Source organism: uncultured Alistipes sp. (assembly GCF_902388705.1).
GTDB lineage: Bacteria > Bacteroidota > Bacteroidia > Bacteroidales > Rikenellaceae > Alistipes.
The window spans coordinates 1-16,225 of the sequence record NZ_CABMQJ010000015.1; the positions used below are offsets into that span (position 1 = coordinate 1).

Sequence of the window (16,225 nt, forward strand, 5' to 3'; positions counted from 1 at the left end):
TGCCGCGTCCGCGACCGCCACCCGAACCTCCGCGGCCGCTACGGCCACGACCGAAACCACCCCGGCCGTTATTGACCGCGGGATTGTATACGGGGCCCTTGCCCACGCTGGCGGGAAGATCGGCCTTACGAATCTCCTTTTCAATGAATTTCTCAATCGCATGGAACTTGCCCTGCTCCTCCTCGCTGACGAACGTCACGGCGCTGCCCGTAGCGGCGGCACGCGCCGTACGGCCGATACGGTGGATGTAATCCTCGGGGTCGTGCGGCACGTCGTAATTGATGACCAGTCCGATGTCCTCGATGTCGATACCGCGCGCCACGATATCCGTAGCCACGAGTATGGTCACCTTGTTGTTCTTGAAGTTGAGCATCACCTCCTCGCGCTGGGCCTGCTCCAAATCGGAATGCATGGCGGCCACATCGAGTTTCATGCGTTTGAGCGTATGGGCGAGCTCCTTGACCTTGAGTTTCGAGGAGGAGAAGATAATCGTCTTCGAGTCGGTCGGCTCGGCGAACATCTCGCGGATGATGCCCAGCTTCTGGTTCTCGTAGCAGACATATGCCGACTGGTCGATGGCCTCGTTGGGTTTCGAAATGGCGATATTGACCTCGGCGGGGTTGCGCAGAATCGTTTTGGCCAGCTCGCGGATCTTCGGGGGAAGCGTCGCCGAGAACATAATCGTCTGCCGCTCCTTGGGCATGTACGACACGATTTTCATGATGTCTTCGCTGAAACCCATGTCGAGCATGCGGTCGGCTTCGTCGAGAATCAGGCACTCGACGTGCGAAAGGTCGACGCCGCTGTTCTGAATATGCGAAATCATGCGCCCGGGAGTGGCGATTACCACGTCGGAACCCATCAGCATGCCCCGCTTCTGCACGTCCCAGCCCTTGCCGTCGCCGCCGCCGTAAACAACCGTGGTCGAAACGGGCAGGTAGTACGAAAAGCCCTGGAACTGCTGGTCGATCTGCTGCGCCAACTCGCGGGTCGGCACGATAATCATCGACTTTATCACATTGTCCTCGTTGCCCTCGAGCAGCAGCCTGTTCAACAACGGCAGCGTATAAGCCGCCGTTTTGCCCGTTCCGGTCTGGGCGCAGCCGATTATGTCACGCCCCTCGAGGATTACCGGAATGGTGTGCTCCTGCACGGGGGTCATTTCCTGAAAATTCATATCTTCGAGTCCGTCGAGGATCTCATCCTCCAGCTCGAGTTCGTCAAATCGCATATTACGTATTTATTTTTATCCTTAAAAAATTTCTTCTCCGAACAATGTCGCGGGCGTACAGCCCGTAATGCGCACGCGCACGTAGTCGCCGACATGGTGTCCGCCGCGGTCGAAGACCACGACTTTATTCTGCGATGTACGGCCCGAAAGCTGGTTCTGGTCGCGTTTTGACGTTCCCTCGACCAGCACTTCGAATTCGCGGCCCACGTCACGCAGGTTGCTTGCATGCCCCAGTTCGTTCTGCAGGGCGATAATCTCGGAAAGGCGCCGGGACTTCACCTCGTCCGGCACGTCGTCCGGCAGGTGCTTCTGGGCAAAAGTGCCGGGACGCTCCGAGTATTTGAACATATAGGCGAATTCATAACCGACCTCGCGCATCAGCGACAGCGTCGCGGCATGCTCCTGCTCGGTTTCCCCCGAGAACCCCGCAATCAGGTCGGTCGTAACGGCACAGTCGGGCAGGTAACGCCGGATGGCGGCGACGCGGCCGAGGTACCACTCGCGGGTGTATTTGCGGTTCATGCGCTCGAGCATCGACGTGGCGCCCGACTGCGCCGGCAGGTGGATGGCACGGCAGATATTGGGCATCGAGGCCATGACCTCGAGCAGGCGGTCGCTCATATCCTTGGGATGCGACGTGGCGAAACGCACGCGCAGAAGGGGCGAAATCGACGCCACGCGGCGCATCAGTTCCGGGAAGTCGACCTCCCCGGCATGATAGGAATTGACATTCTGCCCCAGCAGCGTCACCTCGCGGTAGCCGTTCCCGAACAGCGTGCGGGCTTCGGCGACAATCGTTTCCGGATCGCGGCTGCGCTCGCGGCCCCGGGTATAGGGCACCACGCAGTAGGAACAGAAGTTGTTGCAGCCGCGCATGATGGCCACATAGGCGCTCACGCCGTTGCGATCCAGCCGCACGGGAGCGATTTCGGCATAGGTTTCCTCGGTCGAGAGCAGGACGTTGACGCCCTTGCCGCCCGCCTCGGCTTCGCGCACCAGGCGCGGCAGGTCGCGGTAGGCGTCGGGGCCGGCCACGACGTCGACCCCGTAAGGGCCTTCGACCAGTTTCTCCTTGAGCCGCTCGGCCATGCAGCCGATGACGCCCACGATGAGCGCGGGTTTGGCCCGGCGGTAGCGTTTCATCTCCGCGAGGCGCCCCCAGATACGCTGCTCGGCATTGTCGCGAATCGAACAGGTGTTAATCAGGATGACATCCGCCTCGTCGATTCGTTCGGTGTACACGTATCCCTCCCGCTGCATCACCGACACCACGATTTCGGTGTCGCCGACATTCATCTGGCAGCCGTAGGTTTCGACAAAAAGTTTGCGTCCGGCGCCCGACAGGGGGCGCAATGTATTCGTATTGAGTTTGAATTCCACGTTCTTTTCTGTTATTCCGCCTGAATCTCGTTCTTGTCGGGAAATTGCTTGAATCCCTCGCCGAACGTTTCGTAGGCATCCGTCACGACCACGAAGGCCGCAGGATCGATTTCCTTGATTTTGTGCTGTACGAGGCGCACCTCCTTGCGGCTGACGACCAGGAAAATCATATCCCGCGACGCATCCGTATACATGCCTTTCGACTTGATATAGGTCGCACTGCGGTCGAGGTCTTCGATGATGAAGCGCTTGAGCTCCCGGTGGTGGTCGCTGATGATGAACAGCAGTTTATCGTACGATGCACCGTCGAGCAGGTAAGCGATGACCCGCGAGGAGATGTAAATCGTAATGAGCGAATAGAGCGTCAGCATCCAGCCGTTCGCAGCCGCCTCGCCCGTCCCCAGTCCGAAGCCGATGACCGCCAGGCCCGACAGCACGACGAATCCGTCGGCGAGGAAGATGCCCGAGGAGAACCGGATGCCCGCGAATTTCTGCAGCAGCATCGCCACGATGTCCGTACCGCCCGTAGTGGCCTGCTGGCGCACGACGATGCCCTGTCCGATACCGATAACCACGGCGCCGATGACGCACGTCAGCAGCAGGTCGTTCGACAAATCGAGCCGGCCGCCCAGCAGCAGCGACGGGTCGAGGCTCTCGACCGCCGCGGCATCGGGATAGACCAGCCGCGTAAGCACGTTCATGAAGCCCGGCGTATAGAGTGCCGCCAGCACCGTGCGCGTGCCGAACTGTCCGCCGAAAACCAGCATGGCCGTGAGCATCAGCGGCACGTCGAACATATAGCCGAACGTACCCACCTGAATCGCGGGAAAGATATTGTGCAGGACGATGCCCATACCGTACACGCCGCCCGGCACGAAGTTATAGGGATTCACGAAAAGCACGAAGCCGGCGCCCATGATCGAGCAGCCGAAAAAAATCAGGAACCACGAGCGCCACCACGCCCACGAGCCCATAGGCTCCAGCAATGCCTTTGTATTCATACCCTGTTATGCTTTATTGTTATCTTTATAAAGTATGCAAAGATACGATATTCCCCCGAATCCGCCAGCGATAGGGCATGGATTTTTCGCAGGAAACTTCCGTTTCCGGATTTTATTATTATATTTGCATTATACAAACCCACGTTAAACCACTATGATTCTCACATACTACACCGCTACGACCATGATTATCATCGCCTATCTGCTGGGCTCGATTCCGAGCGCCGTGTGGATCGGCAAGAAATATTACGGCATCGACATCCGTGAACACGGCAGCAAAAACGCCGGCACGACCAACATGCTCCGCGTGCTGGGCCGCCGCGCCGCGCTCCCGGTCTTCGCGCTCGATTTCCTGAAGGGTTTCGTAGCCGTGACAATCATCGACCTGATGAAATACGACAGCGTTTTCGCCAACGGCGCGAACGAGGACTGGTTCTACATCCTGCGCTTCATCGCCGTATTCGCCGCCGTCGTGGGGCACATCTTCCCCATTTTCGCCAATTTCCGCGGCGGCAAGGGCGTAGCGACGCTCGTCGGCGCCATCATGGGCGTCAACGCACCGCTCGTGCTGCTCTGTTTCGGCGTGTGGTTCCTGGTGCTGATGGTCACCCATTACGTATCGCTGGCGTCGATGGTCGCAGGCTGCAGTTTCCCCGTATTCACGCTCATCTCGCCGAAAGTCAACCACCTGGTGCCGTTCATCGTCTTTTCGTTCATCATCGCCATCCTGCTGATTTACACTCACCGCAAGAACATCGAGCGGCTCAAGGCAGGCACCGAATCGAAGATATACATCTGGAAACCCCGGCACGTAAAAGTCGAGCCCGGCAAGTCAAAAAAAGACGACAAACAGTAACCGTCCGGAACCGTTCCGACAGGACTTTCGGTGCAAAATGCCGGCTATAAAGGATAAAAATACCGGAATTTTGTGGTAAAATCGTTTTTTTAGTCTATCTTTGTCTCGAATTAGGACGCGACTATGTTACAGGAGAACCTGATAAAAATATACGAAGCGAGTTTCCGCGACAACCGTGAAATGCCGGCGCTGACCGACTACTTCAAGGAGGAAACTTTTTCGTATTATGAGATGGCCAAGGAGATTGCCAAGCTGCACCTCCTCTTCAAAAAGGCCGGAATCAAACAGGGCGACAAAATCGCGTTAATCGGCCGAAACAATCCCCGTTGGTGCATAACCTATTTAGCGACAATCACCTACGGCGCCGTCATCGTGCCGATTCTGCAGGATTTCACTCCGGCCGACATCATCCACATCATCAACCACTCGGAGAGCCGCATGCTCTTCCTGGGCGACAATTTCTGGGATAACATCGAAGAGGACCAAATCCGGCAAATCGAAGCCGTGTTCTCGCTCACCGACTTCCATGTCGTCTACGAACGCGACGGCAAGGCGCTCACCAAATTCCAGCGCGACATCCTGAAGAACTACCGCACCAAATATCCGCGCGGATTCAGCATAAACGACATCAAATATCCGGAAATCCCCAACGACCAGGTCATCCTGCTCAATTACACGTCGGGAACCACCGGCTATTCGAAGGGCGTGATGCTCACGGTGAACAACCTGACGGGCAACGTACAGTTCGCCCGGGAGATGGTCAACACCCAGACCAACACCCTCTATTTCCGCAAGGGCGGGCGTACGCTGTCGTTCCTGCCGCTGGCGCACGCCTATGGCTGCGCATTCGACTTCCTCTCGCCGCTGGCCGTGGGCGGGCATGTCACCCTGCTGGGTAAGATTCCCTCGCCCAAAATCCTGCTGGAAGCCATGGCGGTGGTCAGGCCGACGGTCATCTGCTGCGTGCCGATGATTCTCGAAAAAGTCTACCGCAAGCAGGTGATGCCGATGCTCGAGAAAGGCCCGATGTCGATTGCCGTGAAAATTCCGCTGCTCAACACGGCCATCTACTCGGTGATTCGCAAAAAACTGCTGGAAGCATTCGGCAACAACGTCGACATATTCATCGTCGGCGGCGCCCCGATGAATCAGGAAACCGAAGCGTTCCTGATGAAAATCAAATTCCCGATTACCATCGGCTACGGCATGACCGAGTGTGCGCCGCTCATCAGTTTTACGCCCGACAACGAGTTCAAGGCCGGATCCTGCGGCCGCTACCTGCAAGGGCTGCTCGAAGTCAAAATCGACTCGCCCGACCCGCAGAACGTGGCCGGTGAAATCATCGTCCGCGGCGAACACGTGATGAAAGGCTATTACAAGAACGAAAAAGACACCCAGAAGGTGCTCGAGCCCGACGGCTGGCTGCACACGGGCGATATGGCTACCATGGATCCCGACGGCACGCTTTACATCCGCGGCCGTTCGAAGACGATGATTCTCTCCGGAAGCGGACAGAACATCTATCCCGAAGAGATCGAGGACAAACTCAACAACATGTACCTCGTACTCGAATCCCTCATACTGGACTCGGGCGAAGGACGCCTCAAGGCGCTGGTCGTCCCCGACTACGAACAGGCCGAACAGGAAGGCGTGGACAAAAACGACCTGCCGCAGATCATGCAGAACAACCTCACGGAACTCAACTCCCTGCTGGCTGCCTATTCGCGTGTTTCGGAACTGGTCATCTACCCCACCGAGTTCGAAAAGACACCGAAACGAAGTATCAAACGTTATCTATACAGCCCTTCGCTATTGAGCAAATAAAAGACCCAGCAGGTAACCACTTGGATTCTCTATCCCAAATTCTTCATAGTCACTGAATCCATTCCAACAATGAGGCGTCACTAATAGTTCGGTTACCTGCTTTTTTCACAGAAGTTACCCGGAAATACCGGGTAACTTTTTTTTATTATCTTTACGGCATGAAAATGACCCGCAAGCAAACCGTCGGTGAAAACCTGCTCTACGTAATGGTGTGGGCAGCCATCATTCTGGTACCGGTGCTCAATTCGCAGATGATGTCCGAGCTGCACATCAACCTGGAGAACGTACTCATCGCATGGCGCCAGATCGCCCCCTATTTCATCATCTTCATCATCCACAACACCGTTCTCGCCCCGCGGCTGATGCTGCGCCGCAAATACAAGAGCTACCTGCTCTGCGACCTGGCGCTCATCATCGCCGTATTCTGGCTGGTGGACATCTACGAAGAACGCCTCACCGACCATTTCATGCCCCACAGCGACCCCGAAGCCATCGACGCCTACCGCAAGGCCTCGTTCTCCAACCTGGAGATGTACTGGAACGTCGTGCTGGGATTCTTCATGACGGGCGCCAACACGGGCATCAAACTCATCTACCAGTCGATGCGCGACGAACAGCAGATGGAAGAGCTCAAGCGGCAGAACCTGGAAGCGGAAATGGATTACCTGAAGTACCAGATCAACCCGCATTTCTTCATGAACACGCTCAACAATATCCATGCGCTGATAGACATCGACACGGAATACGCCAAGAACGCGGTTATCGAGCTTTCGAAGATGATGCGTTACGTGCTCTACGATTCAGGACGCGAGATTATCTCCCTGAACAAGGACATGCAGTTTATCGAAAACTATATCGGGCTGATGCGAATCCGTTATACCGACGCCGTGGACATCCGCGTGGAGTACCCGCACGATCTGCCGCAGCAGGTTTCGATTCCGCCGCTGCTGCTGATTGTCTTCGTGGAAAACGCCTTCAAGCACGGCGTGAGCTACAGCAACCCGTCGTTCATACACATGCGCGTCGACTATGCGGACGGCAAGGTCACCGGCACCATCAGCAACAGCCTCCACGCATCGAAAGAGGGTAAAGCCAACGCCGGAATCGGCCTGGAAAACGTCCGCAAACGCCTCGCACTGATTTACGGCCCCAAAAACTACTCGCTCGAAATCCGGGAGGAACCCCCTACCTATACCGTAAAACTCGTAATACCTACGCTCAATGCTTAAATGTATCGCCATCGACGACGAGCCGTTGGCTCTGCGTCAGTTAAAAAGCTACATCCAGAAAATCCCCTATTTGGAGCTCGCGGCAACGTGCAACAATGCGCTCGAAGCCCAGCAGTTCCTCGCAGGACAACACGTCGACCTGATATTCGTGGACATCAACATGCCCGACTTGAGCGGCGTGGAGTTCGTGCGCTCGCTGGTCGAGAGGCCGATGGTGATCTTCACGACGGCCTATTCGGAATATGCGGTCGAGGGATTCAAACTCGATGCGGTGGACTACCTGCTCAAGCCGTTCAGCTTCGCCGATTTCAGCCGTTCGGCAGGCAAGGCCAACTCCCTCTACGAGCTGCGCCACAACCAGCGCACCATATCGACGGAGGCCGTGTCCGAAGCCCTGCCGCGCGACAAGGAGTATATCTCGGTCAAAGCCGACTACAAGGTTTCGCTGGTCAAAATCAGCGACATCGTCTATCTGGAAAGCGAGGGGGAATACGTACGCATGCACCTGGCCAACGGTTCGACGATCACCACCCTGTTCCGGCTCAAGAATATGGAAGCGGCGCTGCCCTCGGAAACGTTCATGCGCGTACACCGCTCCTACATCGTCAACCTGCGCTGCATCAAGGGATATGTCCGCGGCCGGATATTCCTCAGCGACACCGAATACGTTCCCATCGGGGAAAACTACAAGGAAACCTTCCAGCGTTACATCGACTCGAATTTCAAGAATCTATAAGGCCGAAAAGTCCGGGAATCCGGATAGCTGGACGTAGGCGCCGTCACGGTACTCGCAGCAATAGTGCCGCAGGCCGTTGGTCAGGATGACGAACCGCGCTCCGAGCACCGAGTTGTAACGCACGGCCTGTGAGAGCGTACGCTCGTCGATTCGTATTTCCGGCGCCTTGCATTCGGCCAGCACCAGCGGCTCGGCCCTATCGCCGACCACGACCACGTCGGCGCGCTGCGGCTGCCCGTTGACCGGCACGGCATACTCCTGCACGACCCGCTTGGGCAGCACGCCGCAATGCGACACGAGGTAGGCAATCAGGTGGCGGCGCACCCACTCCTCGGGCGTCAGCACGAGGTAAATGCCCCGCAGTTCGTCCCACACTTCGACCTGCTCCCCACGGCGGCGGGCACGCAGCCGGATGGCAGGAAAATTGAGTTTAGGAAGTGTCGACATTTGAGTTCCGGAAAAGTTTACTATCTTTACGTGCACAAATATACGAACATTTTCGTTAAGCGGGGGCAGGCGCAAGCTCGTTTTGCCCGGGCAGCGGAAATGACGGTCAAAAAATAAACGTATGAGGCGTATTTTTTTAATCATAGCACTTTTTTCAGGCCGTGCGCTCCACGCACAGGAGTATACCCCGTCCTACGGACGCGAACTGCCACGGGGCGAAGTACTCGCCTACCCCACCCCCGGCGAGGCTGCGGCAGCGGAAAACGGCGATAACCGCTACTTGACGCAGTTGACGGAGTGGACACAGCAGGGAAACGGCTTCACGATTGATTTCACCGTTCCGTTCGCATGGGCGAACCGGCAGGTGCTCTTCCACCTCGACCGGGCATCGGCCGACTACGAGGTGCGCATCAACGGACGTACGGTCGCCTACAACAGCGACGGCAACCTCCCGGCAGAATTCAACCTCACGCGTTACGCCAAAGAGGGACGCAATACCCTGGAGGTCGTTGTCAGCGAGCCTTCGCAGGTAGCGCGGCTCGAAAGCTGGAAAAGCGCCGATAAACCTGCGATAGGCCGGGCATGGCTCTTGAGCCAGCCTACGCTGCGCGTACGCGACGTGTTTACCAAAACCTGGCGCAGCAACGACGAGGCGCAGGTCGCCACGGCCGAAGTAGGGCTCGTGGTCAAAAGCGAAGCCCTCAACCCGCGCACTTCGCGCGTTTACTACGAATTGCTGAACCCGGCAGGCGGCATCATAGCTGTCGGGCATAAGGATATCACGCTCGACATGCGCCGGGAAGATACCCTGCGGTTCCTGGCCCGTATTCCCGACAGCCTGCTTTGGAGTCCCGACCGGCCGACGCGCCTCGACCTGCGGGTAAAAACCCAGCACGAGGGCCGCTACCTGGAGTATATGAACTTCCCGCTCGGATTCCGCACGCTCGAAACGAATAACGGCCGGCTGGCTGTAAACGGCATACCCGTCACCCTGCGCGTGCGCGAAGTTCCCCCGCAGCTCGACGGAAGCGAAATCGCCGCGTTGCGCGCACAGGGTTACAATACGCTCAAGCTCCTGCCGGGCCCCGTATCGCCGGCATTGTACGACACGTGCGATACGATGGGAATGTACGTGATTCCACAGGCCCCGATAGACACCCGAAGCAGCGGCGATTCGCGCCGTGTAGGCGGCAATCCCTCGAACGCCCCCGAATGGCTCGGAGCCTATATCGAACGCACCGAAGACAGCTACCACACCTCGAAACGCCATCCGTCGGTAATCGCTTTCGCACTGGCCACCAAATCGGCCAACGGCATCAACCTCTACGAAAGCTACCTGAACATGAAGAAGTTCGGCGATTCGCGACCCTTTATCTACCCCGACGCCGCAGGGGAGTGGAACAGCGACAAACTGGAACTGGAATAATCCCGGAATAGCCTTGCGCCAGTCCTGACCGACATAACACGATAAAAATCCCGAAAAAATTTTCGGGATTTTTTTGCAATAATAAAAAATATCACTAATTTTGCACTCGCAATCCGAAAGGATTGATGCCTCTTTAGCTCAGTTGGTAGAGCACGACACTCTTAATGTTGGGGTCCAGGGTTCGAGCCCCTGAGGGGGTACAAAGCAAAAGACTGATAATCAATGATTATCGGTCTTTTTTACGTTTATACTATTCCTTCCCCTTTGGCATTTTTAGGGCAAAAACAGCCCGTTTGAGGGTGCAGGGTACACATTAGGCTCCACATAGAGAACTACACATCCAACTGCATATAACAATGTAATCAAATGACATTCAAAGTTATATGCCGCAAAGAAATTATTTATAAAAATTCCACCTCTCCATTGTGCCTTTTATTCTTTCAGGGCAAACGCAAAAAGGCAGTCGGATTGGGCGTTTCCGTTGCGCTTAAACATTGGGACGCAGAAGCACAAAAGGTAACGGACGACTGCCCCGACAGGGACAATATTCAGTTTCAGATAACAGCCAAAGTAAAAGAGTACGAGAAGAAAATCCAGCGTTTAGAGATTATGGATATTCCCGTAACCTTTGAAAATCTCTTTGAACAGAACAGCAAGCGATTGAATTGTTCTGTTGGAGAATATCTGAAACAGACCATCGAACGGCTGGAAACACTCGGCAAATACGGCTCGGCATCCAAACACCGTTCCCTACTCTCCCGCCTGTCTGAATTTAGGTCGCTGAACACTCGGTTCGATGAAATAGATTTAGCGTTCCTGCGTGATTTTGAATTGTTCCTGCGTAAAGAGGGCAATGTAAACAACAGCATAGCCACGAAATTTGCCATCTTTAAGGCCGCCTATAACAAGGCTCTTGCAGAGGGTTTGTTTCTCCAAAAGATAAATCCGTTTGCAAAATACAAGGTCGGTAGCCTATGGACACGGACGAGGAAACGAGCCATCACGAAAGAGGATATACAGAAACTCGTTGCGTTGGAGATAGCCCCTAATTATAGGACGGACTATGCCGAGTTTGCACGGGACATATTTCTATTCTCCTACTACACGGCAGGCATTAATTTTACGGATATGGCTACCCTGCGTTACTGCGATATTGTGGACGGCAGGATTTACTACTCCCGTCACAAAACGCAGAAATTGTTGTCCTTTCAACTCGTCCCGAACGCCATGCAGATTATTGAGAAATACAGCAAGGCAAACCATTCACAGGAAGATTATATCTTCCCTATCCTCGACCGCTCAGAACACAAAACAGCACAACAGATTTTCAACCGCACACACAAGGTTCTGCGGAAAGTCAATCGGGAGTTAAAGACGCTGGGTGAGCAGATAGGATTGGAATGGCACATCTGTTGGAGATGTTCTGTTTCTCCTGTCCGGATCTGCGGGTTCGCATGGTAAATCCGTACTAAGAGTGGTTTCTTTGTTTTGCATTCATATTTCTTTAACGTACCATTAGGCGTCGCAAGATAGTTATCTGCTTTTCTAACTTCAGCATTATCTTTATCCGTTTGAGAAAACTCATTATTTAAGTATCCCCCTTCAAATTTACCATGTGAGTGTATAGTAGCCACTCTCGTTTTTCCATCAGGAGCGACACTCGGTGTAACCCCAGCTTTGCCACCTATTGTGGCATCAGTATATATGTAGACAGTTTTATTATTCCTTATATCGACATATATTGAAGATCCCATTTCTTTTCCGGTTAATATGGATTTCCCATTGTAATAATTTCCCCAATTTAGGACTGCTGCATTTCGAGATGAGAAAGCAATACCGGGTTGTCTTCCATCCGGATCGACAAATCGAATAGGATTTCCCATACAATACGCATACAGCGAAATCGGATGATACCCGTAGGTCAAATCTACTGAAAATAAAGCGACAATGCAAATCGCTGAGGTCAAAAGTTTAGGCTTGGTAAGTTCACTATAAATAGTTTGGGTGGATATAAATAAAGACCGGAATGTTTTCATTCCAGTCTTTCGAATTACCATAGAAAATTTCTTACCGATCCTTTATCAATGAATATTCACGTTATGTCCATTTTCAACCCATCAAGCGATAATTTCGGCTGGCGTACACGATAAATATAATTTCACCAAGTGTCAAAATGAAGATTACCGGCAAATAAAAATACCAGTATTCAGGTCTGCAACCTTTTTTATTTATGACAAATAATAAGATGACTGAAAGAATGGGCATAATGCACAATAAATCCATGATATTGGTTCGGAATAACACCCCTGCACAAAGACAATAGATTGGGAAAACAATAAACCCCGCAATAGCTATATTTGCCAATGTCCACCCCAGAGGAGGATACTTTGTAAGATTCAGCAGCCCGATTACAGCACACAGAGCAAAAAACATATCCTGTGCAGAGTAAAGATATGATTTATAACTGACCAAACCCAATATACCCTCCTGGAAATATCGGTTAATCGGATCAATCAATATATACAGACATGACAGAATAATTACGGCCCAAATAAAAATACGCGTCTTCTTACCAGTTGGACACAGCATTTCGGTAGTCTTTTTCATTGTCGTAAAATCTATAATTTATATTTTGATCTTTGTCGATATAAACTTCTATGTAATGTGTTACAGATGTATCTCCAGAGGTGCTGACATAGCTAAATCCGGCTTAGTTTTTTCTGATACGAGGATATAGCCCTTAAGGAAAACTGTTCATCATATCGTCAGTAGCAATATTGTATCCGTATGAATCAGCGGCATTGAAACCCTAAAGAAATGTTGCATGTTCCAATGCTCATCGGGCATGTCTATAAACCGGAACATCGAGATATTCTTTTTGATAAAATTGTAAGTAGTTTTATAAAATCCGATATCGTTTCCGGGTAACAAGCCAGAATAAATATGCCTGCAAAGAGCAGTCGGGACTAAAGCTCAAAAACTTTGACACTGTCCCGCACAGGCCATGTCAATTCCGGATCGCCGATGACTTCTCTATATCGCGCAATCAGGGAATCGGCCTTTGCAAGGGTAAAAGAGCATTTGTTTGCCTTATACCATTGTTTCCATTTCTTCAGATCTTTATCTAACTCTCCATCATTGTGATAGATAGCAGGGGTATTGGCGAAAAGATCGACACGGCCTTCGTAACCGGTAATGGCGATAAGACATTCAAAGGCGTGCATTCGGGTTCCATCATCGCAATAATAACCCTCACTAAAAACTAAATCCACGATTTCAAGGCAATTCTGAAACTCGGCCTTGAAAGCCTTATCTTCCTTACATTTTGAACACGACAGGCTGTTCAGGCAAAGCACTATCAGAAATAATTTTTTAACGGCTCCCATAAGGTGTAACTTTTATTATCGGTATTTCAGTTCTAATAAGCAGTCTGTTTACAGTTCCGCCTCCATTTTGATTTTCTTTAAACGAAAGTGTCCCTTCAACAGAGGACATCGGTTCCACCAGCGAAGGAGTTCCTGCCTCTCAAAATACACAGGTAGCCCCCACAACGCTATAATCCTCATCTGAACGGCGGATAACTCCGCGGTCGGCAGGATAATAGCCGAGGATAAATATACCCGCAAAGAGCAGTCGGGACTAAAGCTCAAAAACTTTGACACTGTCCCGCACAGGCCATGTCAATTCCGGATCGCCGATGACTTCTCTATATCGCGCAATTAGGGAATCGGCCTTTGCAAGGGTAAAAGAGCATTTGTTTGCCTCATACCATTGTTTCCAGATATTCAGATCCTTATCTAAATCTTCACGATAAGTATAGATAGCAACAGGTTCGCCAAAAAGATCGACACTGCCTTCGTAACCGGTAATAGCAATAAGACATTCAAAGGCGTGCAATCGGGTCCCTAAATCGGAATAATAGCCTTTATAGTGAACCAAATCCACGATATCGAGACAATTCTGAAAATTGGTCTTAAAAACGGAGTCTTCTTTACATTCAGAACATGAAAAAAAGGCTAGGCACAGCACTATCAAAAACAATCTTTTAACGTTTTCCATAAGGTGTAACTTTTATTATCGGTGGTCTTGTTGAAATAATGAGCTTGTTTACTGTTTTGTTAGGTAACTGGTATGATTGGACAACTACGCCTCCATTACTGTATGTTGCATCCGGAAGACGGGTATTCCTGTTTACAGCGTTTTCCCAGCCAATCGCACGTTCGTGATTATGCAATATCATATTACTACTGCCCGACGGAACTCCTGATATAACTTTGCCATATTGTTCCCGCAATTCGTGCATCATTTTTCCCTGTTGGGTCGCAGCCGGCTGAACTGCGGCATTCGGGTCCATCGGTGCAAACTGAGACATATCGGCGACATCTATCGCTCCATCGGAATATCTCCCGGTATTGACGCCCGCCTTACCATTATATACAGCCATATTCACAACCCGCGTTTCATGGTCTACAACTTCCTTTGTGCCCCTGTAAAAACTTTGTGCACCCTCGGACAGTTTACTCAAATCGCCACCGCCTTTTGTGGCTTCCAATCCGACTTTATATACTCCTTTCGTATCGGTATCTGTCAATGTTACTTTAAACTGTCCGTTAAATCCGCTATTGTAAATCTGTTCAAACAACTCTCGCGCTCCATCTCCATGAAAGGATACGCGGTATTCCTGCCCATCCGGATCAACATACTTAATCGGATTCCCGGCACAATACGCATACGGCGAAATCGGATGATACCCGTAGGTCAAATCTACTGAAAATAATGCGATAATGCAAATCGCAGCGGTCAAAAGTTTAGGTTTCATAATCGTATAATTTTAAGGGTTATTTTATCGGTAGTTTATTGGGTGGTTGCTTCCTGCATTTTCATCCCCTCTTCGTTGCCTTTTTCGAGTTTATCATACAACTCCTCACTCATAGCTTCCCAGCCCAATGCTTTCAGTTTTTCATAAAGAGCGGCCGATTGCGCTTCGAGCTGCCGGGTATAAGCGTCCTCCTTATACCCGTTTTCCTTCAGATGTTTTACAAGGGCCGCATCGAGCGACTTGCCCAGAATTATGCACGCTTTGGGGTGCTGCGGATAGTATTCCAGCGATTTCTCCGCGCAGAGGCGGGTAAATGCGTCGTAATATTTGAATTTGTTCCGGTACCCGAACGCGAGGTCGGCAAGCTGCGCCGCAACGGTTTCACGATCCGTCAGAGGAGTAAGATAGATCTTATTCTCGATGGCCTTGTCGCTGATTTCGAAATGCTCCTTGTAAAAGAACTCCGGGGTGATCTGGTGCGTGGTGAGTTCGACGTTCACCCACTCTTCGGGATACATCTTATCCTCGTTCCGGTAGCGGATAAACACATGGGCAGGGGCATACGCGATATATGCTTCGGCGCCGAGGGTCTCGGCCAGCACTTTGTAGTACATCGGCAGGGAACGGCACTGCCCGCTGTGCGTCCGCATGACTTTGGTTACGAATTGTTTCGTAAAATCGGCTTTGCCCCCGGTATCGTCGAAATCGTAGGTGAAGGGTTTATACCCGTTTCCGGAATAGGGCCGGATAAAGTATTCCGTCAGCGCCAGGTTTTTTCCGGTCTTGTACTGTTCAAGTCCGTTTGAAGCAATGAACTTTTGCAGAAACGCGACGGCCGTATCGATGCCGAGGCAATAAGCGTCGTAATCGAGCTCGCCGTCGAGATAGGCCCACTCCGCAAGGAAGACCGCACGTTTTATGCTCAAGGGGATTTTCCCGTCGAGCATATCCGCCATTTCGAGATACGCCTGCCGGTAATGCCGGCTGCGGGATTCGACCTGCACAGGGTTCAGTGCCCGGCAGGCCTGTTGGCCGTCGGCCGGATGCAACGGGAGTCCGCAAAGCAAAATGAGGATGCAGATTATTCCTTTCTTGAGCGACATCTTTTCCATAGGTTTATCAGCCGACGTGTATTTCAAAGTTAGCAGATAAATCCCGAAACGCCAAGCTGCAACAACCTTACAAGGCCACCATACAGCACTAATAATCAGAACATTGGAAAAATAATTCACTTACATTGCAATGACACGTCGAAAATACCCTGAATCCGGTCCGC

General features: G+C 52.1%; 15 protein-coding genes, 1 tRNA gene and 1 pseudogene. 7 read left to right on the plus strand and 10 right to left on the minus strand.

The window, feature by feature from the left end; all coding sequences use genetic code 11:
• The 3 genes from QZT71_RS05940 to QZT71_RS05950 form a co-directional block, all read right to left on the minus strand.
• On the minus strand, positions 1 to 1,231 hold a 1,231-nt coding region (locus QZT71_RS05940), incomplete at its 3' end, for a DEAD/DEAH box helicase (RefSeq protein WP_295913830.1).
• 21 nt (positions 1,232 to 1,252) lie between these two features.
• Positions 1,253 to 2,611 (minus strand): tRNA (N6-isopentenyl adenosine(37)-C2)-methylthiotransferase MiaB, encoded by a 1,359-nt coding sequence (gene miaB / locus QZT71_RS05945; RefSeq protein WP_295913832.1) that lies wholly within the window; start codon positions 2,609 to 2,611, stop codon positions 1,253 to 1,255.
• An 11-nt stretch (positions 2,612 to 2,622) separates the two neighbouring features.
• Positions 2,623 to 3,612 (minus strand): YitT family protein, encoded by a 990-nt coding sequence (locus QZT71_RS05950; protein WP_295913835.1) that lies wholly within the window; start codon positions 3,610 to 3,612, stop codon positions 2,623 to 2,625.
• A 154-nt stretch (positions 3,613 to 3,766) separates the two neighbouring features.
• Here QZT71_RS05950 and plsY point away from each other — a divergent pair, with 154 nt between their 5' ends.
• The 4 genes from plsY to QZT71_RS05970 all read left to right on the plus strand — a co-directional run bounded on the left by plsY (position 3,767) and on the right by QZT71_RS05970 (position 8,257).
• Positions 3,767 to 4,468 carry a glycerol-3-phosphate 1-O-acyltransferase PlsY gene (gene plsY / locus QZT71_RS05955; protein ID WP_295913839.1) on the plus strand — a complete coding sequence of 234 codons (702 nt, stop codon included), beginning with the start codon at positions 3,767 to 3,769 and terminating at the stop codon, positions 4,466 to 4,468.
• Between the two features lie 123 nt (positions 4,469 to 4,591).
• Positions 4,592 to 6,292, plus strand: coding sequence for an AMP-binding protein (locus tag QZT71_RS05960; protein WP_295913842.1), 1,701 nt, complete (start codon positions 4,592 to 4,594; stop codon positions 6,290 to 6,292).
• A 158-nt stretch (positions 6,293 to 6,450) separates the two neighbouring features.
• Positions 6,451 to 7,521 carry a sensor histidine kinase gene (locus QZT71_RS05965; protein WP_295913844.1) on the plus strand — a complete coding sequence of 357 codons (1,071 nt, stop codon included), beginning with the start codon at positions 6,451 to 6,453 and terminating at the stop codon, positions 7,519 to 7,521.
• The gene (locus tag QZT71_RS05970; protein ID WP_295913847.1) at positions 7,514 to 8,257 is read left to right on the plus strand and encodes a LytTR family DNA-binding domain-containing protein; all 744 of its coding nucleotides are present in this window, start codon (positions 7,514 to 7,516) and stop codon (positions 8,255 to 8,257) included. Before QZT71_RS05965 ends, QZT71_RS05970 begins: the two co-directional genes overlap by 8 nt.
• On the opposite strand, the gene QZT71_RS05975 is transcribed toward QZT71_RS05970, so the two are convergent.
• On the minus strand, positions 8,252 to 8,704 hold the full coding sequence (locus tag QZT71_RS05975) for a type I restriction enzyme HsdR N-terminal domain-containing protein (RefSeq protein WP_295913850.1): 453 nt from the start codon (positions 8,702 to 8,704) through the stop codon (positions 8,252 to 8,254). The two genes, QZT71_RS05970 and QZT71_RS05975, sit on opposite strands and share 6 nt — an antisense overlap.
• Positions 8,705 to 8,825: 121 nt before the next feature.
• Between QZT71_RS05975 and QZT71_RS05980 the strand changes: the two genes are divergently transcribed.
• The 3 genes from QZT71_RS05980 to QZT71_RS05990 all read left to right on the plus strand — a co-directional run bounded on the left by QZT71_RS05980 (position 8,826) and on the right by QZT71_RS05990 (position 11,591).
• Positions 8,826 to 10,130: a glycoside hydrolase family 2 TIM barrel-domain containing protein gene (locus QZT71_RS05980; RefSeq protein ID WP_295913852.1), complete on the plus strand. Its 1,305-nt coding sequence runs from the start codon at positions 8,826 to 8,828 to the stop codon at positions 10,128 to 10,130.
• A 127-nt stretch (positions 10,131 to 10,257) separates the two neighbouring features.
• Positions 10,258 to 10,330 (plus strand) — tRNA-Lys (locus QZT71_RS05985).
• 166 nt (positions 10,331 to 10,496) lie between these two features.
• Complete coding sequence (locus QZT71_RS05990) at positions 10,497 to 11,591, plus strand: site-specific integrase (protein WP_295913855.1); 1,095 nt, start codon at positions 10,497 to 10,499, stop codon at positions 11,589 to 11,591.
• Positions 11,592 to 11,623: 32 nt separating this feature from the next.
• Here QZT71_RS05990 and QZT71_RS12540 read toward each other — a convergent pair.
• The 6 genes and pseudogenes from QZT71_RS12540 to QZT71_RS06015 form a co-directional block, all read right to left on the minus strand.
• Positions 11,624 to 12,187, minus strand: a pseudogene (locus QZT71_RS12540) (DUF4329 domain-containing protein); the annotation flags it as partial.
• 52 nt (positions 12,188 to 12,239) lie between these two features.
• Entirely contained in the window at positions 12,240 to 12,737 is a 498-nt protein-coding gene (locus tag QZT71_RS05995; protein WP_295913857.1) for a hypothetical protein, read from the minus strand.
• A gap of 359 nt (positions 12,738 to 13,096) precedes the next feature.
• Positions 13,097 to 13,516 (minus strand): hypothetical protein, encoded by a 420-nt coding sequence (locus QZT71_RS06000; RefSeq protein WP_295913860.1) that lies wholly within the window; start codon positions 13,514 to 13,516, stop codon positions 13,097 to 13,099.
• Positions 13,517 to 13,769: 253 nt separating this feature from the next.
• Positions 13,770 to 14,189 carry a hypothetical protein gene (locus QZT71_RS06005; protein WP_295913863.1) on the minus strand — a complete coding sequence of 140 codons (420 nt, stop codon included), beginning with the start codon at positions 14,187 to 14,189 and terminating at the stop codon, positions 13,770 to 13,772.
• A complete protein-coding gene (locus QZT71_RS06010) occupies positions 14,176 to 14,949 on the minus strand; it encodes a hypothetical protein (RefSeq protein ID WP_295913864.1) in 774 nt (257 codons plus the stop codon). Before QZT71_RS06010 ends, QZT71_RS06005 begins: the two co-directional genes overlap by 14 nt.
• 35 nt (positions 14,950 to 14,984) lie before the next feature.
• Complete coding sequence (locus QZT71_RS06015) at positions 14,985 to 16,061, minus strand: hypothetical protein (protein WP_295913866.1); 1,077 nt, start codon at positions 16,059 to 16,061, stop codon at positions 14,985 to 14,987.
• Positions 16,062 to 16,225: the final 164 nt, after the last annotated feature.